The 22,664-nt window shown below is 42.7% G+C and carries 18 protein-coding genes and 3 pseudogenes; 10 read left to right on the top strand and 11 right to left on the bottom strand.

Translation table 11 applies throughout. The annotated features are described in order from the left end of the window. The first annotated feature begins 26 nt into the window (after positions 1 to 26). The 3 genes and pseudogenes from dpdE to ANSO36C_RS28355 all read left to right on the top strand — a co-directional run bounded on the left by dpdE (position 27) and on the right by ANSO36C_RS28355 (position 8,612). Positions 27 to 3,335 (top strand): protein DpdE, encoded by a 3,309-nt coding sequence (gene dpdE / locus ANSO36C_RS28365; protein WP_251957479.1) that lies wholly within the window; start codon positions 27 to 29, stop codon positions 3,333 to 3,335. A 442-nt stretch (positions 3,336 to 3,777) separates the two neighbouring features. Then, positions 3,778 to 7,411: pseudogene (gene smc / locus ANSO36C_RS28360) on the top strand (chromosome segregation protein SMC). Positions 7,412 to 7,610: 199 nt separating this feature from the next. Beyond that, positions 7,611 to 8,612, top strand: a pseudogene (locus ANSO36C_RS28355) (PRC-barrel domain-containing protein). Between the two features lie 203 nt (positions 8,613 to 8,815). On the opposite strand, the gene ANSO36C_RS28350 reads toward ANSO36C_RS28355, so the two are convergent. Next, on the bottom strand, positions 8,816 to 10,702 hold the full coding sequence (locus tag ANSO36C_RS28350) for a serine/threonine protein kinase (protein ID WP_251957478.1): 1,887 nt from the start codon (positions 10,700 to 10,702) through the stop codon (positions 8,816 to 8,818). Positions 10,703 to 10,866: 164 nt separating this feature from the next. Between ANSO36C_RS28350 and ANSO36C_RS28345 the strand changes: the two genes are divergently transcribed. Next, positions 10,867 to 11,355, top strand: coding sequence for a hypothetical protein (locus ANSO36C_RS28345; RefSeq protein WP_251957477.1), 489 nt, complete (start codon positions 10,867 to 10,869; stop codon positions 11,353 to 11,355). Positions 11,356 to 11,487: 132 nt separating this feature from the next. Here ANSO36C_RS28345 and ANSO36C_RS28340 read toward each other — a convergent pair whose 3' ends face one another. The 4 genes from ANSO36C_RS28340 to ANSO36C_RS28325 all read right to left on the bottom strand — a co-directional run bounded on the left by ANSO36C_RS28340 (position 11,488) and on the right by ANSO36C_RS28325 (position 14,540). Further along, the gene (locus ANSO36C_RS28340; protein ID WP_251957476.1) at positions 11,488 to 13,005 is read right to left on the bottom strand and encodes a transposase; all 1,518 of its coding nucleotides are present in this window, start codon (positions 13,003 to 13,005) and stop codon (positions 11,488 to 11,490) included. A 214-nt stretch (positions 13,006 to 13,219) separates the two neighbouring features. Further along, entirely contained in the window at positions 13,220 to 13,627 is a 408-nt protein-coding gene (locus ANSO36C_RS28335; protein WP_251957475.1) for an HNH endonuclease, read from the bottom strand. Then, positions 13,624 to 13,983, bottom strand: a complete 360-nt coding sequence (locus ANSO36C_RS28330) for a hypothetical protein (RefSeq protein WP_251957474.1) — start codon at positions 13,981 to 13,983, stop codon at positions 13,624 to 13,626. Before ANSO36C_RS28330 ends, ANSO36C_RS28335 begins: the two co-directional genes overlap by 4 nt. Before the next feature lie 173 nt (positions 13,984 to 14,156). Next, positions 14,157 to 14,540 carry a hypothetical protein gene (locus ANSO36C_RS28325; RefSeq protein WP_251957473.1) on the bottom strand — a complete coding sequence of 128 codons (384 nt, stop codon included), beginning with the start codon at positions 14,538 to 14,540 and terminating at the stop codon, positions 14,157 to 14,159. 208 nt (positions 14,541 to 14,748) lie between these two features. Between ANSO36C_RS28325 and ANSO36C_RS28320 the strand changes: the two genes are divergently transcribed. The 3 genes from ANSO36C_RS28320 (at position 14,749) to ygfZ (ending at position 16,477) form a co-directional block, all read left to right on the top strand. Next, positions 14,749 to 15,036, top strand: coding sequence for a type II toxin-antitoxin system Phd/YefM family antitoxin (locus ANSO36C_RS28320; RefSeq protein WP_094347188.1), 288 nt, complete (start codon positions 14,749 to 14,751; stop codon positions 15,034 to 15,036). Between the two features lie 9 nt (positions 15,037 to 15,045). After that, a complete protein-coding gene (locus tag ANSO36C_RS28315; protein WP_251957472.1) occupies positions 15,046 to 15,375 on the top strand; it encodes a Txe/YoeB family addiction module toxin in 330 nt (109 codons plus the stop codon). A gap of 106 nt (positions 15,376 to 15,481) precedes the next feature. Continuing rightward, positions 15,482 to 16,477 (top strand): CAF17-like 4Fe-4S cluster assembly/insertion protein YgfZ, encoded by a 996-nt coding sequence (ygfZ, locus tag ANSO36C_RS28310; RefSeq protein ID WP_251957471.1) that lies wholly within the window; start codon positions 15,482 to 15,484, stop codon positions 16,475 to 16,477. A 5-nt stretch (positions 16,478 to 16,482) separates the two neighbouring features. On the opposite strand, the gene ANSO36C_RS28305 is transcribed toward ygfZ, so the two are convergent. From ANSO36C_RS28305 to ANSO36C_RS28290, 4 genes and pseudogenes are all read right to left on the bottom strand, one after another. Beyond that, positions 16,483 to 17,403 carry a DUF5331 domain-containing protein gene (locus ANSO36C_RS28305; protein WP_251957470.1) on the bottom strand — a complete coding sequence of 307 codons (921 nt, stop codon included), beginning with the start codon at positions 17,401 to 17,403 and terminating at the stop codon, positions 16,483 to 16,485. Positions 17,404 to 17,458: 55 nt separating this feature from the next. Next, positions 17,459 to 17,791 (bottom strand): (2Fe-2S) ferredoxin domain-containing protein, encoded by a 333-nt coding sequence (locus tag ANSO36C_RS28300; RefSeq protein ID WP_251957469.1) that lies wholly within the window; start codon positions 17,789 to 17,791, stop codon positions 17,459 to 17,461. 105 nt (positions 17,792 to 17,896) lie between these two features. Further along, a pseudogene (locus tag ANSO36C_RS28295) lies at positions 17,897 to 18,873 on the bottom strand (cysteine synthase A). A gap of 418 nt (positions 18,874 to 19,291) precedes the next feature. Next, positions 19,292 to 19,564 (bottom strand): hypothetical protein, encoded by a 273-nt coding sequence (locus ANSO36C_RS28290; RefSeq protein WP_251957468.1) that lies wholly within the window; start codon positions 19,562 to 19,564, stop codon positions 19,292 to 19,294. Positions 19,565 to 19,802: 238 nt separating this feature from the next. On the opposite strand from ANSO36C_RS28290, the gene ANSO36C_RS28285 reads away from it, so the two are divergent. The 3 genes from ANSO36C_RS28285 to ANSO36C_RS28275 all read left to right on the top strand — a co-directional run bounded on the left by ANSO36C_RS28285 (position 19,803) and on the right by ANSO36C_RS28275 (position 20,757). Continuing rightward, on the top strand, positions 19,803 to 20,021 hold the full coding sequence (locus ANSO36C_RS28285; RefSeq protein WP_251957467.1) for a DUF433 domain-containing protein: 219 nt from the start codon (positions 19,803 to 19,805) through the stop codon (positions 20,019 to 20,021). A gap of 69 nt (positions 20,022 to 20,090) precedes the next feature. Next, positions 20,091 to 20,336, top strand: coding sequence for a type II toxin-antitoxin system VapB family antitoxin (locus tag ANSO36C_RS28280; RefSeq protein ID WP_251957466.1), 246 nt, complete (start codon positions 20,091 to 20,093; stop codon positions 20,334 to 20,336). A gap of 85 nt (positions 20,337 to 20,421) precedes the next feature. Further along, positions 20,422 to 20,757: a type II toxin-antitoxin system VapC family toxin gene (locus ANSO36C_RS28275; protein ID WP_323374621.1), complete on the top strand. Its 336-nt coding sequence runs from the start codon at positions 20,422 to 20,424 to the stop codon at positions 20,755 to 20,757. A 46-nt stretch (positions 20,758 to 20,803) separates the two neighbouring features. Here the strand turns inward: ANSO36C_RS28275 and ANSO36C_RS28270 are convergent, their stop codons facing one another. Beyond that, positions 20,804 to 21,454, bottom strand: coding sequence for a tetratricopeptide repeat protein (locus tag ANSO36C_RS28270; RefSeq protein ID WP_251957465.1), 651 nt, complete (start codon positions 21,452 to 21,454; stop codon positions 20,804 to 20,806). 167 nt (positions 21,455 to 21,621) lie between these two features. Then, positions 21,622 to 22,572: a tetratricopeptide repeat protein gene (locus ANSO36C_RS28265; protein WP_251957464.1), complete on the bottom strand. Its 951-nt coding sequence runs from the start codon at positions 22,570 to 22,572 to the stop codon at positions 21,622 to 21,624. Between the last annotated feature and the right edge of the window lie 92 nt (positions 22,573 to 22,664).

The following is a 22,664-nucleotide window of genomic DNA, read 5'->3' as shown; positions in this document are numbered from 1 at the left end:
TTAAGTCTGTTCAGGGGACTGGATCTATGATTAAGCTCGGTTTATTGGTACAGTCCCAGAATAACTATTTGGGTATCGGAAAAGTTACAGAAATATCTGATGCCAACGCGGTGGTTGAGTATTTCTGCTCCATAGGGCAACGTCTTCAAAAAACTTTACCTTTAAATTCTCTCTCTCAAGTCAAGCTTGAACCCCAGGCTCGATGCTATATTAAGTCTCAAACTCAGGATAAATGGATAGTTGGCAGAGTTTTTATCTGGGATGAAGATACAGAGATGTATCAAATTGATTTACCAGATAAGAAAACTGCGATCGCTACTGAAGAAGATATTTACGTTCGTTGCAATTTACCCAACACAGACCCCATCGAAACTCTGGGGATGAAGGGTCACGAAACGCCCTATTTCCACGATAAAAGATTGGCTTTCGTCAAATCGTTGATTAAGCAACGCGCTGTGAGTCGCGGGATGACGGGATTGATTTCGGCAAATATTAATCTTTATCCTCACCAAGTTGAAGTAGTTCGGCGGGTACTGGAAGACCCAATTCAACGCTACTTACTAGCAGACGAGGTGGGACTCGGAAAAACCATCGAAGCGGGTGCGATTCTACGTCAATTTCTTCTGGATGAACCGAAAAAAAATGCGGTGGTATTAGTTCCGCAATATTTGCTCAAGCAGTGGCGGACTGAGTTAGAAAACAAGTTTTACATCTCCCATTTTGGCAAACGGGTAGCGGTGCTGGCAGTTGAAGATATCCATAAAATCAACCTGAAAGCGAAGATAGGCTGCTTAATTTTAGATGAAGCCCATCATATTGCAGCAATGGCGACTTCTAAGGATGCAACAGTGCGCCAGCGTTTTCAGACTTGCAAAGAAATTGCTCATAAAAGCGATCGCTTACTTTTATTATCTGCCACTCCTGTTCTCAATCATGAGCAAGATTTTCTGGCTATGTTGCACTTGCTCGACCCAACAACCTATAAAATTGGTGACATAGCAGGTTTTCGCGCCAAAATTGCCAGCCGTCAGGAAATTGGTAAAGTTCTGCTTTCTTTTAAAGAAGATGCAGAACCTCTGGTTCTCAAAAGTAACTTGCAGCAACTACGAAGTCTCTTTGCTGAGGATGAGTATTTACTGAAGCTGGCCGATGATTTAGAAAATTTACCAGCAAATTCTACCGAACAAGAGCAAATCGTCCAAGCGATTCGCGTCCATGTCAGCGATACCTATCGACTACACCGCCGAATGCTTCGCAACCGTCGCGCTGCGGTGGAAGATGTGATATTTGACCGCAATTTTACGCCCAAAGAAGAGTATGATTTAGATGAGCGATCGCTTGATATTCACGAACTACTCAATCAATGGCGTAGTGTTGCTCCTGATGAAAAAGAATATCAGCGAATTTTTCTGTTGTTATTCTTAGCTGCTGGTACTTGGTTAGGCATTTTAGAGCAGGTAATTACCGCCCGATTAACTGGTAAACCTCATGCTAAACTCATCCAGGAGTTTAAAGAAGATGATATTCGCCTATTAACTACAACCCCCAAATTCTCAGGCGAAGAAGAGATTCTGCAATCCTGCTTAAAAATTATTCGTCAACCTCAAGAAGACGGACAACGGACAGAAAGTTTGAAAACCTTGCTGCTGAATCAGTTAGGTACATACTTCAAAATTCCCGCAAACGTTCGCAAGAATCAAAAGGAATTCATCACCAGGATACAGCAAAGAATTAAAAGACCAATTACTGGCGATATTCTGCCCAAATTTATTGTATTTACCAGTTTTGTGCAAACTTGTGGCGAAATTGTCCGGTATTTATCTGATAGCTTTGGTGCAGAGACAGTAGCCAGCCATCAATTTGGGGAATCACCAGATAAAGTAGAGGAAGGCTTAAATAGGTTCCAGAATAACCCCAACTGCTTTATTTTAGTATGCGATCGCTCTGGAGAAGAAGGGCGTAACCTCCAGTTTGCCGATTGGTTAATTCATTTTGACCTTCCTTGGTCGCCTAATCAATTAGAGCAGAGAATTGGCAGACTTGACCGCATTGGCAGCAAAATTGGCATCCAATCCTGTGCCTTGATTGGCCCCTATTTAGAAGATAGCCCTCACAACGCTTGGTATAAAGTCTTAAAAGATGGGTTTGGTATTTTCCAACAATCAATTGCCAGCCTACAGTTTTATGTAGATGAGAAACTTGCAGAATTAGAAACAGTTTTGTTTCAATCAAGTGCTGTTGGACTATTGGAGATGATTCCGCAAATTCAAGAGCAAATTGAAACGGAAATAGTAAAAATTAGCGAACAAAATACTTTAGATGAAATTGACGCTAATGATGAAATCGCAACCCAATATTTTCAAGATTTAGATAATTATGATGCTTGCCATCTAGAAATTAAACGGGCAATTGAAGGCTGGATTTGCGACGCACTAGGATTTAAGGCGCTCAATAACCCAGATTCATCAGAAATGCGACGTTATCAACCAACAACGCGTACCTTAGTTCCCATAAATGAGCTAAAAAACCGTTTTGCGGAGAGTTATTTAGACCAATTTGGTACTTATAACCGCAGGGTAGCAAATCAGAATTCTGGTGTTAAACTCTTTCGCATTGGTGAAGGGTTCGTAGAATCACTCTGGAACTATATAAACTGGGATGATCGAGGTGAAGCCTTTGCGCTGTGGCGCACTGATGCTTCTTGGGATGCAAAAGAAGGTAAGGAGTGGTTCGGTTTCCAATGCAATTATGTAGTTGAAGCAAATTTAAGAATTGCTAAACAAGTTTTAGTGGATAACAAACTAGATAATTCTCAATTCAAAAACTTGCAGAGGCGTGTTGATGCTCTATTTCCACCAATTATAGAAACTATCTATGTTGATGGTCGTAAGGAGCCAATACGTGTTGTTGAAGATAAAGCGCTCTTAAGTATTTTACAACGTCCATACAAAGATAAAAACAATAATCAAGGACGAGATTACAATTTGGCAAAAGAGCGCTTAGGAATTATTGACGATTTTGTTGACCCTAGTAAATGGCAAAATTTTTGCTATCAAGTGCGTAATACTTCTTCAGAATTACTCGCCAACCGTCCCGATTTTATTGAGTTATGCCAAAGTTGTGCTAAGGTTGCCGAAAAGAAATTAGCCAATAGAGTCGAACAATTACGTCTACGTCTAAATCAGCAAAGTTGGGATCAGGCATTAGCGGAAGAATTGAAGATAGAAACTGCTTTAAATGCAGCGATTTTAGAAGGAATTCGTCAGCCGCTTCTGAGGCTTGATTCTGTCGGTTTCATTATTGTATCAGGGCGATCGCTTGGGCAATTTGAGTGAGCTTATGTGCAGTTAAATAATGTTGGTCACTTTACTAACCCCATCCCTTAAACGGTGTGGGGTTTTTTAGGGCTATTAAATCTTGTACTCGTGCTAAGGGACTTCCAAATAAAAAAACATCCCGAATTTTCTTGTGGGATGGGTGTCCCCACCGGTCCTGGATTTAGGGCGGACGAGACGCTGCGCGTAGCTTGCTTCTCCGTAGGAGTATGCGGTTCGTTTTTCTTCCTTGTACTTTAAATATGATTTAGCGCATCTTCATACAGAATTGATATGAGTATTTTTATTTATTTGGAAGTCCCTTACCCCCTCTACGTCTTTGTGGTAGCCTGTGGCAAGCTGCTACGCGTTTACGAGAATCCTTAATTCTCCTCCTTACCCTCTTGCGAATTCTTAATTAGTTGATACACTTGTTCTTCATTAGCCCAGTGAACCAGCGCCTATGGTGCATATCAAGCGCGTGGAACTTACCAACTTCAAATCCTTCGGTGGCACTACCTCAGTCCCTTTGCTACCGGGGTGTACTGTCATATCTGGGCCAAATGGTTCAGGTAAATCTAATATTCTCGATGCACTGCTATTTTGCCTAGGACTCTCCAGTTCTAAGGGAATGCGAGCCGATCGCTTGCCGGATTTGGTAAATAACACTCAAACGGCTAAAGGACGTGCTTCTATTGAGGCTAGCGTCACAGTAACGTTTGATTTGTCGGATGAAATCTCGTACAAAGACACAAAGGCACACAGGGAGGAAGCAGGGGAGGCAGAGGATGCAGGGGAAGAAAATCCAAAATCCAAAATCCAAAATCCAAAATCGGCAGAGTGGAGTGTTACTAGAAGGCTGCGAGTTACTCACCAAGGTAGTTACACGTCGAATTATTATATCAATGGTGAAGCTTGCACGCTGACAGAGTTGCATGGACAACTAAGTAACCTACGGGTTTATCCTGAAGGCTACAACGTGGTGCTGCAAGGGGATGTCACCAGCATTATCTCGATGAATGCGCGGGAACGGCGGGAAATTATTGATGAATTGGCGGGGGTGGCGGCGTTCGATCGCAAAATCATCCAAGCCAAATCAACTTTAGATGAGGTGAAGGAAAAAGAAGATAGCTGTCGGATTATTGAGACAGAATTAACTGCACAACGCGATCGCCTTTCCCAAGATCGTGCTAAAGCTGAGAAATATCAAAAACTCCGCACGGAATTTCTAGCAAAACAATCGTGGGAAGCTGTTTTATCATGGCGATCGCTACAAGCACAACAAGAAAAGTTAGTTCACGAAATTCAAACAGGCGATCGCAATTCTACCGAACTCACTACCCAACTTACAAACCTAAATTCCCAAATCGTTCAAAAAACAGATCAACTTGAACAACTCAACGCCCATGTAAAAGCATTGGGAGAAGAGGAACTTTTGGCGGTACAATCTACCCTCGCCACCCAAGAAGCAGAACGAAAACAACTCCAACGCCAGCTAACTGAATTAGAAACAGCTTCTCAAGAAACTGCCAAACGTCTAGCTCAAACTCAACAAGATATTCAAAAACACCGTCATTCCCTAGAAGAAATTGCCGAAACCCAGCTTGTAGAGACAGGATTTATCGCGTCTTCCCAGCAACAAAGGAACGAAGCACAGCAAGCTTTAGAAAGTTCCCGCGAAGCAGCCGCAGAAATAGCTTCAGCTTCGGAAGCGTGGGTGCAGCAACAAACGGCATTTAACCGTCAAATTGAAACTCTGCTGCAAACTCTGGAACCGCAACGCACCGAAAAAGCACAACTCACAGAACGCAATAATCAATTACAACAGTTAATCCAAGAACAAACCCAGTTAATTGAACGCGACGAACCGCTATTAGCCCAAAAACAAACTGAGTGTAATCAAATTGAAACGGAATTTAACGCCTCTAGCGAACCCATCCAGAATTTAGCTCAAAATCTCTCAGCTACAGAACAAGAACTGCAAATCCAACAGGAAACTCAAAAGCGGTTACTTTTTGAACAACGAGAAAAACAACGCCAGTTGGATAAAATAGAGGCGCAAGCGCAAGCACAGCAAGAAGTTCAAGGAACCCAAGCTAGTAAAGTAATTTTACAATCGGGAATGCCTGGACTTTGTGGCTTAGTTGTGCAGTTGGGAAAGGTGGAACCTCGTCATCAACTAGCCTTAGAAATGGCTGCTGGTGGACGCTTGGGACATATAGTGGTGGAAGATGATAGTGTAGCCGCCGCAGGGATTGAATTGCTCAAACAGAAGCGTGCAGGGAGAGCAACTTTTTTACCACTGAATAAAATTCACGCTCCCAAATTTACTCAAGATGCGACGCTGCGTTTTGCTAGCGGCTTCGTTAACTACGCTGTTAACTTAGTCGATTGCGATCGCCGTTACAAAGATGTATTTAGCTATGTTTTTGGCAACACTGTCGTATTTTCCAGCCTTGAGGCGGCGCGGAAAAATTTAGGATTATATCGCATCGTTACCTTAGACGGGGAACTCTTAGAAACCAGTGGCGCAATGACTGGTGGTAGTAACACCCAGCGTTCGTCCTTGCGGTTTGGCAATGCGGAAGCGGCGGAATCTGATGAGGCGATCGCTTTAAAAACTCGCTTGGTGGATATTGAGCGAGTTTTAGAGCGTTGTACAGAAGCGATCGCTACTTTGTCAGCCAGAACCAAAAAACTGACGCAAGAACTCACAGAAGCGCGTCAGGCGCGGCGCGAACAGCAGTTGCAATTAGAACAGTTGCAAAAAGATATTAAGAATTTGACAGCGCAATTAGAGGGGACGCGATCGCAACTCGCCCAAAACAACGAAAAGTTAGCCACTGCTCAATCCCGTCTGGAAATTTTAGAGCGGGAATTACCGGGACAAGAAAACCATCTGCAACAATTACGACATGATTTAGCAGAGTTGGAAGCATCCCAAACCCCCAGCGAATGGCAACAAATCCAGGCAACAATTAAAATTCAAGAGCAACAATTACAAACAACGGGAGACAGCGTTACGGGAAGCTGAACAAAAATTAAAAAATTTGGAAAATCAGCAACAGCGTTTGCAAGAGAAAATTCAAGAAGGGGAGGAGCGAATTGCCCAATATCATCGTGAGCAAGAGACGCGAAAAAATCAACTAACTTCTCTGGGCACTCAACACTCAGAACTCAGCACTCTAATTACCGAAACACGGGCAACGCTGAGTCTTATGGAACAAAATTTGGGAGAAGAAAAACAAAAACGCGACGCTACAGAACTGGAAGTGCGATCGCATCTTTTGCGCCAACAACAATTGCAATGGGAAATCCAAAAACTCCAAGAAACCCAAGAGAAGCGGCGGGAGGAACTAATTGCACTGCAAAGCCAGTTGCGGGATATGGGAGCAGAATTACCAAATCCGTTACCGGAAGTTCCACATCAGGTAGATTTGGAGGAATTGCAGAAAGAATTGCGATCGCTTACCAAACGCTTACAGGCAATGGAACCTGTTAATATGCTGGCGTTGGAAGAATACGAACGCACTCAAAACCGTCTCCAAGAACTGACGCAAAAATTAGAGACACTAGAAGGAGAACGCACCGAACTACTTTTGCGGATTGAAAACTTTACCACATTGCGGCAACTTGCCTTTAAAGAAGCGTTCGATGCAGTTAACGAAAACTTTCAATCGATTTTTGCCATCCTTTCCGACGGCGACGGCTTCTTACAACTCGAAAATCCCGAAGATCCCTTTAGCAGTGGGCTAAATTTAGTAGCTCATCCCAAAGGTAAACCTGTACAGCGCCTAGCTTCCATGTCTGGGGGAGAAAAATCACTTACAGCCTTGAGCTTTATCTTTGCCCTGCAACGCTACCGCCCATCGCCCTTTTACGCCTTTGATGAAGTGGATATGTTCTTAGATGGAGCAAACGTAGAACGATTAGCTAGAATGATTAAGCAACAGTCACAACAAGCGCAATTTATAGTTGTGAGTTTGCGTCGTCCGATGATAGAATCAGCCGAACGCACAATTGGCGTTACTCAAGCACGAGGAGCCTACACTCAAGTTTTGGGGATTAAGTTACAATCATCCAATACATCTGCTTGAGTTTTTGTTAATAATAGTGTATAGATAAACCACGTAATGTGCGAGTTTCTCTCAAACCTAACCCCCAAACCCTTCCATACCAGGGAAAGAGAGCAAAAATCAAAACCTCTCTCTCTGTGGACAAGAGGTTTGGAGAGGGGTTCTAAGAATAAGTTGCACATCGCGTTAAACCGGATTCGAGATCAGGACTCGGTATAGAATGACCTCCGAACAGATAATTAGACGTTCCGATATATTAAACACTCAGGTGATTACCCGCGACAACGGCAAGCGGCTAGGCATCATCAGTCAAGTCTGGGTTGATATTGATCAAAGAGAGGTTGTGGCTCTTGGTTTGCGAGACAGCCTGATCTCCATTTCGGGCATACCGCGCTATATGTACCTCAACAACATCAGCCAGATTGGTGATGTCATCTTAGTTATGATAACGAAGATGTCATTGAAGATATTGAAGTTGAATCTCTCAGCAATCTGATTAACTGGGAAGTAATTACAGAAACAGGTGAAGTACTAGGCAAAGTTCGGGGTTTCAAGTTCAACGGTGAAACCGGGAAGCTTAACTCCATAGTCATTGCTTCTTTAGGATTACCCCAAATTCCCGATCAATTTCTGAGTACTTATGAGTTCTCAGTAGATGAAATTGTCAGCACTGGCCCCAATCGGTTGATTGTGTTTGAGGGAGCCGAAGAACGGGTAAATCAGTTGACAACTGGTTTACTAGAGCGTTTAGGTATCGGCAAAGCACCGTGGGAACGCGATGCAGAAGAAGAATACGGCTATACTCCACCCCGCCAAGTTGCGCCAGCCAATCAACTGCCTAGTGGAGTGCCGTTGCAACCACCCAGGCAAAAAGTTCGCGCCCCCGAACCCGTTAGCGCGCGAAGAAGAATGGACAGAAGACTATGTGGAAGAAGAAAGGCCACAGCGTCAGGTAATGAAGGCGCGGCAGTATGAATCTATTCAATACGAAGAAGACGAGGAAGAAGATAACTGGAGCGAAGCAACAGGCAGCGACAGGTATCAACAACCGCAGCCGCTAAAGTATAGATGCCACAGCCCTATAGCAAGCCTTATGTTGATGAATACGATGATTATGACGACGATAGAGGGCGATGCTTGGGAAGATGCGCCGAAGCCAGTGAATATTCCCAAGAAAGTCAAGGAAAGACAGCCAGAATACGAAGAAGAAGGCGGATATTAAGTCCACCCTCAATCCCCTCCTCGCCAGCGAGGAGGGTTTTTTTATCCTAAACAGAATTCAGGATTCAGAAGTCAACGCCAAAGGCATAGTAAACATTTCTTTGTGAGCCTGCGCCAAACCCTTTTAACTTCATACAGAATTGATATTAAAGCAAATCTGCTGACTCGTGTTAGCGCAGCCCATTCTGACTTCTGAATTCTTCTTCAAAAGCCACCGTTAGGAGTTTCTGTAGTGGCAGGTTGGTTAGTATCAGGAAGTTTTTGTTGAGTATTTTTCTGACTATCTTGATTTTCTAATTTAGGTAGTGCCTGTTTTGCCAGATTTTCAGCTGCTTGTTTAAATAATGGTTCTATTTTGTTTCGCCAATATTGAGTATTAGGCAACTTTTCTGGATGGTTTCTATAATCTAAAACTTTATCCCATTTACCATCATCTATTGCTTTATTGATCTCATTAGATAACGCCTCCGCCTTAGCCCAATCTTCCTGCCACTGGGCAATCATTTTGCCAGTCTCTTGGATACCAGAAGCAGCATTTGCCGGAATCGTTCTTAAAAGTGCGATCGCTCCAACTATATCTCCTGAGTCATATTTCTGCCTTGCTTGTTCTATAATATTGGCACTGTTATCAGTAGGCTGCGATCGCTCTGTTTTCTCAGCGTCGTCAGTTGAACCCTCCACCTTTTCTGGTAATGGAGTTACTACATCCCTAGATTTTGGTTTTGCCTTGGGAGTCGGTCGAGTAGCAATTAAGCTACTATCATTTACTGTCTTAATTGCAATACCTTTGTCGCGCAGGCAAGATACCCATTCTCCATTATTGGCTATCACATCCGAGTGTGCCCAAGCCAAGCGTCCAGAGTTAAGTTTAACTTCTATCCAACCCCGTTTTGTTTGTTTGCCAGTCACCTCAAAATTGGTACTATCGCTAACTTTTTGCAAAATATTATCAGAATTAATCGAACTAGGTTCAGAACGAATATTAGAATTTCCGGCAATAACAGCCGAGCATTTGTTTGCCAAGCCAGTATCGTTACCTGTAAGATTTAAAGCGAAATTTTTCACATTTGGATATACATTTGCTACCAAAGCAGCCGCACCACCAGCCAATAATATGCCAATTAATAACGGCCATGGGTCGGATTTATGAGAGTCTTGACGCGCAGGTTTAGCGGGGACAGGATTTGCTGGTGCGACTGCAATCGTTTGCAGCCGAGATACTTGAGGTCTAGATTTAGTGGATTCTTTAGGTGTCGAAAGCACAGGTACAGGATTAATCGCGTCTTGACATGCTTGCAGTGCTTCCGTGGCGTTTTGGTAGCGGTCTTTGAAGTGATAACGTACCATCTTAGATAACACTGCCGCTAGCCGATGGTTCACGGTTACTGAATGCCGCCAGATGATTTCCCCCGTTTCCGGGTCTTCTTGCAATTCTGTTGGCTGTAATCCTGTTAATGCTTGAATGGCAATAATGCCAAGGGAATAGATATCACTGTTGGGGCGGGGTTTACCTTGCCCTTGTTCCGTGGGCATATAGCCAGGAGTGCCAATCACTACTGTAGCAGAGGGCTGTCCGCCCACTGTTACCAGTTGTGTACGCAGTTGTTTCACTGCCCCAAAGTCCACTAAAACTAACTTATTATCTGAAGCACGACGGATGATATTATCCGGTTTGATGTCGCGGTGAATCACACCTTGGCGATGGACAAATTCGAGAATTTGCAGAACTTCTTGCAATAGTTGAATGACTTGGCTTTCACTCCAGCGCTGACTAGATATAAGTTCCTCAGCTAGGGTATGTCCTTCAATATATTCTTGTACTAAATAAAATTCTTGGTTTTCGTCAAAATATGCCAGCAGCCTGGGTATTTGGTCATGATTGCCCAGTTTTTCTAAAGTTTCGGCTTCGCTGTTAAACAAGCGTTTAGCAGTATCAAAAACTCTGGGGTCAGTTCCGGGTTTGAGGTGCTTGACAACGCAGAGAGGATTGCCGGGCCGCCTAGTATCTTGGGCAATGTAGGTTTGACCAAATCCTCCCATTGCGAGGACTCGAATTACTTGGTAACGATGGTCTAGTAGCTTGCCTATCATATTCCCTCCCCAGAGTTATTACCTAATTTTCCAGCTGGTAATAAATATCTCCAAATTTTCTTCAATGAAATCCGCTATCTTGAGAAAAGATTTAGATTAAAAACGCAGCTTTTTAATAAACGCAGACTGTTTATTTTTCTTTATAGTGCCCCTGTTTACTACCGATGCCACCTAAAATAACAAACTCACTTGCATGGCAGCAGGCTGAAATCCTCATGCAACCTGCTTTCATTCGCGTTATCGACAATATCCGCAAGCAGCTTGATGAATCTTCCTGGACGGGAACTTACCACGATGTCTTGATTTGGCCGCCTAGCACCACTGATGAAATCAAAGCACTGGTGACTGAGTTATTGCAAGCAATGGAAACTGCAACACCCCAAGAAGCAGATGAAATCAGAGGAACTCTGGCTCGTCTGCCGATGCCCCATCCAGGATATCATCTACGTTTGCAGCGTCAACAGCAAGAAGCCAGTATCGATTTATGGGAACTGTGTTATCAGGTGTGTTTTTTTGAATACAGCCCACAGAAGGAAGCTGCTGATATTGATACTAGTTTAATTGATGAACTGGGTGAAGTGGATTGGCTGCGTTTGGATGCTAAGGCAAAAGAGTTAGTTGAGCAGGCGTTTGCTAACTTGCCAGAGAGTTGAGAGAATTACGTTGCGATCGCACTTTTAGTAAATGTGCCAAATAAGCGATGTCTGGCAACAAAAAGCATAGCTCTCTACGCAAGTCAAATAAATAGCTTAATGAACCACTCCACGCATTTATAATGCGTGGTTTCAGGCAATCCCAGTAGCTTTTCGCCCAGTATTGGCTATCTGGCTACTAACCCCTGAATCAATGGAGACGCACTCAAAAGAAGGATCAAACTTCTTGCTTTCGGACTCGCCTACTCGACTTGTGCGTTGTTGATATAGCTCCCATGCCTCCATTAAGATTGGTTCCAACCTCTTCCACTCAACTTGAGCAGAATGCAATAAGAGCGTATCTCGATCAACGTATCTTGCCAGAAACGCACTGAACAAATCCCGGTGCATCCTAATCCCTGTTACGTCGTAATGAACACGATCTGACAGGGATTTTTTGTAGCGAGTACCATCTAGATGTGTTTGGGATAACGCTGTTTTCTGACAAGAAAACTTAATAACTAACCCATCAGCATTTTCAGCTTTACGAATCAGTTCTGACATGAAAAACCCAGGACTTTTCGCACCTATAGCTTTTCCGTACCGTTTTTGCCATCCTTTGACAGAAACGTTCTCTGTCTTGATGTGCTTGCCATGCCGTAGTATCTCATTAACTAATCTACGATTTTGAGATTTAATATAGGCAGTTTTGCGTCTTTCTAATTCACGTTTCTTACGTGCTAAACGCAAGTATTTTTGAGATTTGCTCCATTTACATTTACCTTTTTTGATAGTACCTTTCTTTTTGACGACTTTATTACCCTTCTTCGCCAAAGAATCAGGATTATAGTTATCAGGATTAGCGGTACGTCTTGAGCGTTCCATTGAGCGCTGAATAGCCTTTATTTCACGCTCAAATGTAGGAAAACTCTCAGCAAAAGGCAACAGTCCCGCTTGATTTTCTGCAACGAGCGCTACATTAGAAACGTTTAGATCAACCCCGATTGCTCCACTAGAAATATAGTTTTGTGGTTTAACGAATGCTTGTCCTTCACAGACCAACTGTGCAAACCATCTGCGTTTACCGTTTAATTCTCTCCACAGTATGCGTACATATTTGATTAGAGAGTTTAAACCATGAGACAGGATTAAATCATCTTCAGGAACAATGGCATCAAGGACAAAATTACCCCAAACTAATTGGTTGTCTTTCCACCTGATTCCTGTTTTATTACTCTTACCCTCTATTGACCGAAAACGTCTTGGGACTTTGTATCTCACCGATGAGGCGATACCAAACAACACTTTTTCACTAGCAGCAAATGCTCTAGTTGCTAACTTCTGCACAGCAGTAGAATCAATTTTAAGTGCAATCCATTTGGATTCTTTGGCTACTATTGCTGCATAGGAATGAAGGTCATATTCTGAATACCGATACTGTTTCCTTGCTTCCTTGAATGTGTCTGTTCTTGATTTGCCCTTTGGCATCTTTTTCGCTTTTTTATAGGCATCAGAGTTTTTCAATAACTCCATCCGTTTAATTGCTTCATTTAAACAGTTGTTATAAAGTTGTCTACCCGCTTGGAATCTTGCTAACAATTCTCTTTCTTGTTCGCCAGAAACTTTGAGCTTTACTTCTGTTATAAATGATAGAGTTTTACTCTTAGCCAAATAAAATCACCTCCTTTGTACTGTCGATATTGGTACAGTATCAAAGAAGGTGATTATTGTCAATTTGTTATTATTTTTCATAGCTGAATAAATTCAGCTATTCGCTTATATCCCCCACTTAAAAGACGTATGAACTACAAAACTTATTGGTTTTGTAGTTCATACTTGGGGGCTTTACGCATCACACTCGTAAACATGAGGATGAATCGTAAACTTAAGAATACTGACCTCCTAAAATCAACCTGTCCCGTTCTTCTAAGCGCTCTGATTGATTAAATTGGAGAATTTCAACAGTTACTCGCCCAACTGATGTCAATGGTGCAATCTCTGCTCCATTCATCTGAAAGTGATCGCTCCATTTTTGAGTCCTTGGATTGAAAAAGGGTGTTAGTTTCCCTGTTTCAGGATCGATTGACCCTAAATCAGTACCCTTTGCACGATTACAGTATGGACAGGCGAGAGCTAGATTTTCTGCTTCAGTAGTGCCACGATGTTTTTCGGCAATAATATGTTCCATTTCAAAACTAAATAGTGCAGCTCTTTGAGGAAATAAGCAGTACTCACACCTGTGGTTCGCTCGTTCAATTACGAGTTTCCGCAACTGGGCTGATACATAGGTCATGGATTTTGGCGTAATTGCTCGAAGACATGAGCTTTTGCCATACGCACAAGATGTTCTATGGTCAGATAGCGTTCTAGTTCAGCTTCACCTTTGCCTGAAAGTGTTCCTGCTTTACTTTGTGCTAGTAAATCACTTACACGACTTTGGAATTCCGGTGAGGGTCGGATTGCCAGAATTTGTTCTGATGTCGGCTGACTAGCTAACAATCCAATAATCTCTTTCTCGTCGAGAAAATTGCCAGACTGTTCGCTCAATAACTCTTGAAGACCGCGTTCTACTATCTCTTGTAAACGGTCTTGGAACGGCTGTAATTGCTGTCCTAGCTCCTCAGATACCTCAACAGTGATTTGCATCATCTAGCTCTGTTGTTTTTTAAATCAATCTATTAGCTATAAGTCTAGCTACAAATCAATCTATTAGTTGAATTTTATAAGTATCGTGTATAACTAGTTACTACAAGCATCTTGCTAGGTTACTAAGTGCTTCAGTATTTAGATTTACTGTTAAGTTTGTGTTATTTAAATTACCTTTATTCGATAGTTTCGAGGCGAAAACGCTTAAATGCTCTAGCTGCTTCCGGAATTAGCTCAATGTACCAATACCCATTCGTTTCATCTACAAACCAATTAACTATTGCAAGTGCTGGTTGCTCAAATTCACCATCTTTTCCTCCAAAAAATTTGCAAAAACTTGCACCTAAATGACCAATTTGCCCAGAAGAGTCACCATCATATCCCGCAGCTTCAGATAACTCCCAAGTACGTAATCTGCGATTATCTTTCATAAAATAACAATGTTGATACAACTTATTTAAGATGGCTTTATGTCCTAGAGTTAATCCCTCATAAATTGAGTGGAACGCCTCCAGATATTTGTCTTCTGAAGGAATATAACGTTCAGTATCTTTCAACACTTTATTTTTCCCCTTGCGATTTGCCAGAATACCAACATCAACGTTATAACAAATATATTAGTACTAAATATTACTTTAAATATTTTTTTAGATTGATGATCCGTTAAGATTTTATTAGACTTGTATCAAGTCCTCTTGATTAATCATGTTTTCCACATCTGTGCAAAAATCTACCAACAAAGAGTAACAGATAAATTAGGAACAAAAAATGTCTAATAAAACAAACTACACCGAAGCTTGCAATAATTTTGAAAAAATTTACGAAGAGGCAATTAGCACTCGTGAACCTGTAGTTGTTAATCGTGAAGGTGCAGAAAGTGTATCCGTCATACCTACTGCGGAACTTAACAGCATCATAGAGACAGCATATTTGTTCCAGTCACCTGAGAATGCAGCACGTCTTTTAGATGCTTTACAACGTGTTAAGGCTAAGACTAATATGCCCCAAACTATAGACGAGTTGCGTAAAGAGTTCTCGCTGTACGAAGAAGAGTAAATAAATTCAATGTCGGATAATTTAGAACCAGAAGCACCTCCACAATCTAAAGATTATCAAGAGGATAATTTAGAACGCAACCTCGTTTTTGACCGGAGATTTCTGGAAGACCTTACCTACTGGGTAGAGACAAATAGAAAAACTGCACTCCGCGTCTTATCTTTAGTTGAAGAGATTAGGCGGAATCCCTTTCAAGGGACAGGCAATCCTGAAAGATTGAGATACTATGATGCAAATATATGGTCACGCCGAATCACTCAAACTGATCGGATTGTTTACGTGGTAAGCGATGACCGAATTGAGTTTATTCAGGCGCGATACAATTATAGCGATCGCTAATTTCAATGGAATCTTGAAGAAAACCGGAGATGCATTGAAGCCGCAAACGCTTATTTGTTAATATTTCCAGTGCGACAACATTGAAACAGGGCAACTTCTCATCACCATGCCAACATCTACAATTGACGATAAAGACGCAGCAGCTATCCAAGCTGCCAAAGTTGGGGTTGCTATATGCGATCGCACCGCCTGGGGACGTATCAAAGTAGCTGGCGACGATCGCCTCAATTTCTTACACAACCAAAGTACTAACAATTTCCAAATACTCAAGCCAGGACAAGGTTGTGATACAGTTTTTGTCACTTCCACAGCTAGGACAATTGATTTAGCAACCGCCTACGTTAGAGAAGATGCAGTAATCCTGCTAGTTTCACCCAACCGCCGCCAATTTCTCATGGAATGGCTGGATAAATATATTTTCTTTGCCGACAAGGTGGAATTATCTGATATCACAGAAGACACTAACACCTTCAGCCTGATTGGCCCAGGAAGCGACGCTGTTTTAGAAAAGTTAGGTATTGGCGAACTCATCGGACAACCTTACGGAAGTCATAAAGTATACACTATTGCTTCTGCCGAGAGTGTACGGATTGCTGTGGGTAGTGGGTTAGCTGCACCCGGATACACCTTAACTTTCCCCAATACTGACAAAGAAACGGTGTGGAATAAATTGTTAGAAGTTGGGGCGGTAGAAATGAGCGATCGCGCTTGGGATGCTTTGCGAATCTTACAAGGCCGCCCCGCCCCAGATGCGGAACTCACGGATGATTACAATCCTCTGGAAGTTGGCTTGTGGCAAACAATTTCTTTTACTAAAGGTTGCTATATTGGGCAAGAAACTATCGCCCGATTAAACACATATAAAGGTGTAAAACAACACCTTTTGGGTATTCGACTCAGTGCCCCTGTGGAAGTTGGAAGTGCGATCGCAGTTGGAGATGAAAAGGTCGGCAAACTTACCAGCTACACCCAAACGGCTGATGGTTATTTTGGACTAGGTTACATTCGCACCAAAGCGGGTGGCGTGGGGTTGAAAGTTAAAGTGGGAGAAACTGAGGGTGAAGTCATAGAAATCCCGTTTGTTTCTCATGAGTACCCATAACTAATTCAAGTCAAAATATCTTCTTTATTCCTAGCGCCGTAACAAAATTCATCTACCCAAGAAGCTATACTACGGGCATTTGTGGTTGGTAAATTTGCTTTGCTGTTAACATCTTCTGGTTGAATATTCGGTTGTTTACCGTTGCTTTTAACCTCAGTAGTAATTGCTAGCAATCGCCCTGGTTTACCATTACTATTAATCTCAGTAGTAATTGCCAATGATGCGCTCACAGGGATTCGGACAGGTGGCGCGTTACTTTTAACCTCAGTAGCTAATGCCACAGATGGCATAGTTTCGGCTTTGCTGTTAACCTCACTAGTCATTGTCGCCGATCCTCGTGAAGGTAACTGACCAGAGTGCCAGCGTACTGGTTGATGTTCCCTTAGCAAACCAGAGGATGGCGTTTTTGCCGGAGTATCTGGAGCAATTTTAGTTGCAGCTACTACCAACTCAGGTTTGCGTGTGCGAACTACTTCAGTCATAGCTGTAATCGATGGCACAAGTTCATCGGCGCGTGCCAAATTGGAATTTAGAGTCTTGGCAAGAGAATGAGAGGCAATATTGCTGGCAGTTACAACCGATGACAGATGTTTATCCTCAGAATTCTCATCTGGCAACTCGCTTTCAACTTGGCTTATAACTGAATGCTCTGATTTTATTAAACCTAACTCTTGATCAGGATTGAAGTTAAGACCTAAAGCAGCAACTATTTTATCTGGATCATTATTCAGATCCAGCATAAAAGCAAGTATTTCATCAAACTGGGGTTCTAAAACAGACAGTGTTGCCAAAATAAAACCGGACAAAGGACGGCGCAGACCATCGTAAGTGCCCCAAATTCGCATTTTGACCAGCCAGGAAATATTTTGCTCGTAGTGACTCAGCCATTTTTGTTTTAAGGATTGACGCAGCTGTTGGATATTCATGGGATGCCTTACTTCAGTCAACAATATTGCAGAGATTGATATTGAAAATTTGGCTTTATTTCTGGGGATGAAACCGATAATAGAGCATCTGTTGGACTCTTTGACCACCTAACAAATGATTTTCTATCAGTAGAGATACTTCATTGGGTTGAACGCCGCTATACCAGACCATATCGGGTAATACCAGCACCATCGGCCCATTGCCGCATTCTCCTAAACAGCTGCTAGCCGTTACCGTTACACCAGGGATTGGCAAAGTTGTAAAAGCTGCTAAAACCTTGGCTGCACCTTGCTTTTTGCAAGTACGATTTTGACAAACCCGCACACATTTATGAGAAGAGGGTTGGTCTATTGTCGAGAAGTTTGATGGTTGAGTTATGTTTGTCATTTTTAACGAACCGCAGAGACGCAGAGGACACAGAGAAGAAGAGAGGCAGGGGAGGCAGAAGAAATATTGATTCATGCCCAATTCCCAATTCCCAATTCCCCATAACTAATCTATTGAAAGTCCTTTTGAGGCTAGCCATTCAGGGTTGAATATCCGCGACTGATAGCGGGAACCACTATCACATAAGATAGTGACAATGGTATGTCCTGGCCCCAACTGCTTCGCTATGGCAACAGCTGCGCCGATATTAATACCCGTTGAGCCGCCCATTAACAACCCATCTTTTCTTAGCAGTTGGTAAACTACCCGTAAAGCTTCTTGGTCATCGATTTGAATGGCATCATCAGCAGGTGCGCCTTCCCATATTGGCTGTGACACGACCATTACCAATGCCCTTCGGTGATGGAATTTCCTTCTGTATTGAGTTCGCCGGTTTTGACATAGCTATAAAGTGCGCTACCCAGTGGATCGGCAAGAACGCATTTAATCGCTGGATTTTGTTCTTTCAAGTACAACGCGACACCAGCATAAGTACCACCAGTACCAGTTGCAGTTGTCCATGCATCTATTTTACCATCTGTCTGTTTCCAAATTTCTAGCCCTGTGGTTTCATAGTGGGCGCGGCGGTTGGCTAAGTTATCAAACTGATTTGCCCAAATAGCGTTTTCCAACTCAGCAGCGACTCTGCCAGATAGTTTGACGTAGTTATTTGGGTCTTTGTAGGGTACGGCGGGGACGCGACGGACTTCTGCACCTAATGCTATCAGCGCGTCTATTTTTTCTTGTGACTGAGTATCAGGAATAATAATTAGGCATTTGTAGCCTTTGGCGTTGCAAATATGTGCTAGTCCAATGCCAGTATTACCAGCAGTTCCTTCTACAACAGTGCCACCGGGTTTGAGTAAACCTTTCTTTTCTGCATCTTCGATGATGTAAAGTGCGGCGCGGTCTTTGACGGAACCACCAGGATTGAGAAATTCAGCTTTAGCGAGGATTTCACATCCTGTTTCTTCACTGAAACTGTTTAAGCGAATCAAGGGCGTGTTGCCAACAGCGCCAACGAACCCATTTTTAATATCCATTTTGACTATACCTGTGTGAGTATCTATAAAAATTTTGGCTTATCGGGGCGGCATAATTTACAACTGATTTGCCTAAAATCCTATATCGCATTTACCCACTCAGCAATCCAATAATAATCATAGTTGCCTGAGCGATCGCATCTGGCAGTGTGATATTGAGAAATTGCATAAGCTGGTTATATTGTCACCAATTAATTAGTGAAGGTTGAAAACCTCGCCCCTGGTGGGCGAAACAGTCTTTGTATCGCAAGGTAGGTAAAAACCCCACCCCTATTGTCGGGCTTAGTTTAATTGCGAATTGCGAATTGCGAATTGCGAATTGGTTTTATACGTTGTAGTTCGGCTTGGGAGCGCTCATGATATTGGTCCTCTATATCTACAGCAGCATATAAAGGCCCAGTGTCAGCAATTACGGCTCTCAAGGTGTGTTTGGTGGCAATGACTGCAAAAACGTTTGTTCAGCTAGAATTTTATTGTGATTTACTGACGTATCTTTAAATCCGCTTCCCTTGGGTGCAGGAGTTAGGCGTAAACCTTGCTTTTGTGGAGGTAAATAACCACGTTGGCTGAGGAATTCTTCGAGGGCATTTTCTACGATAGCGTTAGCAGGTAAGGAAACTTCTTGATCGCCAATGTAAGCACTGAGAGCATTAGCGATCGCATCTGGCAGTGTAATATTGAGGGATTGCATAAGCTGGTTATATTGTCACCAATTAATTTAAGATTAACGCGATTCCCCACTCGGCAATCCAATAATAATCATAGTTACCTAAGCGATCGCATCTGGCAGAGTGATATTGAAGGGCTGCATAAGCTGGTTACATTGTGAGCGATTAATTTAAGAGTAACGCGATCGCATTTCCCCTTCACCAAGCCGACAAATAATCATACTGTGCAACAATAGCTGTAGCTTAGTCGGAGTAAAAACTATGGACTGGCAACAGTACATTCATTCAGACCCCAAAATTCTGCTGGGTAAGCCGACTGTCAAAGGAACTCGTTTATCTGTAGAGTTCTTATTGGGTTTGTTTGCAGCAGGATGGACAGAACAACAAGTGGTAGAAAACTATCCTACTCTAACTCCAGAAGCATTAAGGGCAGTATTTGTTTTTACAGCAGAGTGTATGCGTGAAGAATCTTTTCTATAAGTATGCAATAAGCTTAAAAAAATTATTCAGATTGCATAAATTGTATTTTACACAACCGAGGACAAAGCGATGACCATTATCACAATAGATGATGAACTAATTAATGAAATTATCGCAGTCAGTCACTATAAAAATCCACAGGAAGCAGTCATTAAAATATTATCTAATTACTTGCAGCAGCAAAAAAAAGAACAGCAAAAAAAAGAACTGCCTTTATTTGAGCGACTACGTTTTATAGACGACGAATCTGCTGAAGATGATATCGCCTCGTTGTTTGAACGTGATAGAGACACAGGTAGGAATTTTGAACTATGACTTATCTAATAGACACCTGTGTAATGTTTGAGTTTGTTAAAAAAGCTCCCAACCCCAAGTTAGTCAATGGTTTAATCAGCAACCGATTGAACAACTATTTTTAAGTAGTATTACTATCGCTGAAATAAAAAAAGGGATTTATAAGATCCAAGACTCACAACCTGAACGATATCAAAAACTAAAAATATGGCTGCAAAGAGTAAAAATTGAATTCACTTCTCATATTTTACCGCTAACCGATGATATTTTAGATAATTGGGCAAAATTTTCTGCAAATGCCGAATTGAAAGGTAAAAAATTAGCTGTAATGGATAGTCTAATTGCCGCAACAGCACATCATAAATTAACTTTAGTTACCCGTAATGTTGATGATTTTAAACTGACACCAGTTAAAATTATGAATCCTTATAGTCTTGTGTAAATTATGACCCCCCAACTCGGTATTGAGCCGAGATATTTGCACTCCCTTACTCCCCCACAACCTGACTGCGCTCAAACACCCACCCATCGCCGACAATCTCCTCTAGACGTTGATTAAGTCGGGGGAAGAAATAATCTGGATCATTTAGCCGTTGCTGAACATACCAATTACCAAACGCTTCCTCTGTTTCAATTCCTTGGGCACTTGCCGCCCCTGATATAATCTTGAAACTATGCTCTTGGAGTTCCTCTAACTGGGGATGACCTTCACCTCGGTAGTTGCAAAAGAACATTGCCGTTGTTCCTAGCAAAGCTTCTAGTTCATCGCCTTGAGGCACTCTATTATATAAAGCACCGATTAACCGAATGGTTTGGGATAAAGGGGCTTGAATCCTCAGCGTTAACCACATTGCTTGAGCTAGATAAACCAAACCGTTGCTTTCATCCGTTAAGCCTAAATTACTCAGAACTGTTACCAAATCACTGTATGCACTTATTTGTGAAAGTGTGGAAACAACTTGTTCGTAGAGTGCGATCGCTTTTGGGATGTCCCCTTGGTCGGCGATTACCAGTGCCATGTTGTTGAGGGTAGTGGCTTTACCTTTGACATCGCCAATCTGCTCAGTTATTTCCAAGGATTGCTCCCAGAGTGCGATCGCTTTTGGGATGTCCCCTTGTTGGTAAATTACTTGTGCCATGTTGACCCAGGGTAGTGGCTTTACCTTGTGACATTGCCAATCTGCTCAGTTATTTCCAAGGATTGCTCCCAAGAGTGCGAACTCGCTTTTGGGATGTCCCCTTGTTGGGCGAATACCCCTGCCATGTTGTTGAGGGTAGTGGCTTTACCTTGACATCGCCAATCTGCTCATCTATTTCCAAGCATTGGCTCCCAGAGTGCGATCGCTTTTGGGATGTCCCCTTGTTGGTAAATTACTTGTGCCATGTTGCCCAGGGTAGTGGCTTTACCTTTGACATCGCCAATCTGCTCAGTTATTTCCAAGGATTGCTCCCAGAGTGCGATCGCTTTTGGGATGTCCCCTTGTTGGGCGATTACCCCTGCCATGTTGTTGAGGGTAGCGGCTTTACCAAAGACATTGCCAATCTGCTCGTTTATTTCCAAGTCTTGCTCCCAGAGTGCGATCGCTTTTGGGATGTCCCCTTGTTGGTAAATTACCTGTGCCATTTTGTTGAGGGTAGTGGCTTTACCAAAGACATTGCCAATCTGCTCGTTTATTTCCAAGGATTGCTCCCAGAGTGCGATCGCTTTTGGGATGTCCCCTTGTTGGGCGAATACCCCTGCCATGTTGTTGAGGGTAGCGGCTTTACCAAAGACATTGCCAATCTGCTCGTTTATTTCCAAGGATTGCTCCCAGAGTGCGATCGCTTTTGGGATGTCCCCTTGGTCGGCAATTACCTGTGCCATATTGTTGAGGGTAGCGGCTTTACCAAAGACATCGCCAATCTGCTCAGTTATTTCCAAGGATTGCTCCCAGAGTGCGATCGCTTTTGGGATGTCCCCTTGGTCGGCGAATTGCAGTGCCATGTTGTTGAAGGTAGTGGCTTTACCTTTGACATCGCCAATCTGCTCCTTTATTTCCAAGGATTGCTCCCAGAGTGCGATCGCTTTTGGGAGCAATCCTTGTTGGGCGAATACCCCTGCCATGTTGTTGAGGGTAGTGGCTTTACCTTTGACATCGCCAATCTGCTCATCTATTTCCAAGGATTGCTCCCAGAGTGCGATCGCTTTTGGGATGTCCCCTTGTTGGGCGAATACCCCTGCCATGTTGTTGAGGGTAGCGGCTTTACGCTTTGACATCGCCAATCTGCTCAAATATTTTTTCAAGTCTTGCTCCCGAGAGTAGCGAGTCGCGTTTTGGGATGTCTCCTTGGTCGGCAATTAACCTGTGC

Origin of the sequence: Nostoc cf. commune SO-36 (genome assembly GCF_023734775.1) — a bacterium.
Lineage (GTDB): Bacteria > Cyanobacteriota > Cyanobacteriia > Cyanobacteriales > Nostocaceae > Nostoc > Nostoc commune_A.
This window is presented reverse-complemented; position numbering and strand designations above follow the sequence as displayed.

Bases quoted from the DNA above. Each gene is read 5' to 3' on its own strand.
- dpdE (WP_251957479.1), top strand. From the start codon at position 27: ATGATTAAGCTCGGTTTATTGGTACAGTCCCAGAATAACTATTTGGGT.
- ANSO36C_RS28315 (WP_251957472.1), top strand. From the start codon at position 15,046: ATGTCGGATAATTTAGAACCAGAAGCACCTCCACAATCTAAAGATTAT.
- ANSO36C_RS28285 (WP_251957467.1), top strand. From the start codon at position 19,803: ATGGACTGGCAACAGTACATTCATTCAGACCCCAAAATTCTGCTGGGT.
- ANSO36C_RS28345 (WP_251957477.1), top strand. From the start codon at position 10,867: ATGCCACCTAAAATAACAAACTCACTTGCATGGCAGCAGGCTGAAATC.
- ANSO36C_RS28290 (WP_251957468.1), bottom strand. From the start codon at position 19,564: ATGCAATCCCTCAATATTACACTGCCAGATGCGATCGCTAATGCTCTC.
- ANSO36C_RS28330 (WP_251957474.1), bottom strand. From the start codon at position 13,983: ATGATGCAAATCACTGTTGAGGTATCTGAGGAGCTAGGACAGCAATTA.
- ANSO36C_RS28350 (WP_251957478.1), bottom strand. From the start codon at position 10,702: ATGATAGGCAAGCTACTAGACCATCGTTACCAAGTAATTCGAGTCCTC.
- ANSO36C_RS28305 (WP_251957470.1), bottom strand. From the start codon at position 17,403: ATGAATATCCAACAGCTGCGTCAATCCTTAAAACAAAAATGGCTGAGT.
- ANSO36C_RS28335 (WP_251957475.1), bottom strand. From the start codon at position 13,627: ATGACCTATGTATCAGCCCAGTTGCGGAAACTCGTAATTGAACGAGCG.
- ygfZ (WP_251957471.1), top strand. From the start codon at position 15,482: ATGCCAACATCTACAATTGACGATAAAGACGCAGCAGCTATCCAAGCT.
- ANSO36C_RS28280 (WP_251957466.1), top strand. From the start codon at position 20,091: ATGACCATTATCACAATAGATGATGAACTAATTAATGAAATTATCGCA.
- ANSO36C_RS28270 (WP_251957465.1), bottom strand. From the start codon at position 21,454: ATGGCACAAGTAATTTACCAACAAGGGGACATCCCAAAAGCGATCGCA.
- ANSO36C_RS28265 (WP_251957464.1), bottom strand. From the start codon at position 22,572: ATGTCAAAGCGTAAAGCCGCTACCCTCAACAACATGGCAGGGGTATTC.
- ANSO36C_RS28320 (WP_094347188.1), top strand. From the start codon at position 14,749: ATGTCTAATAAAACAAACTACACCGAAGCTTGCAATAATTTTGAAAAA.
- ANSO36C_RS28300 (WP_251957469.1), bottom strand. From the start codon at position 17,791: ATGACAAACATAACTCAACCATCAAACTTCTCGACAATAGACCAACCC.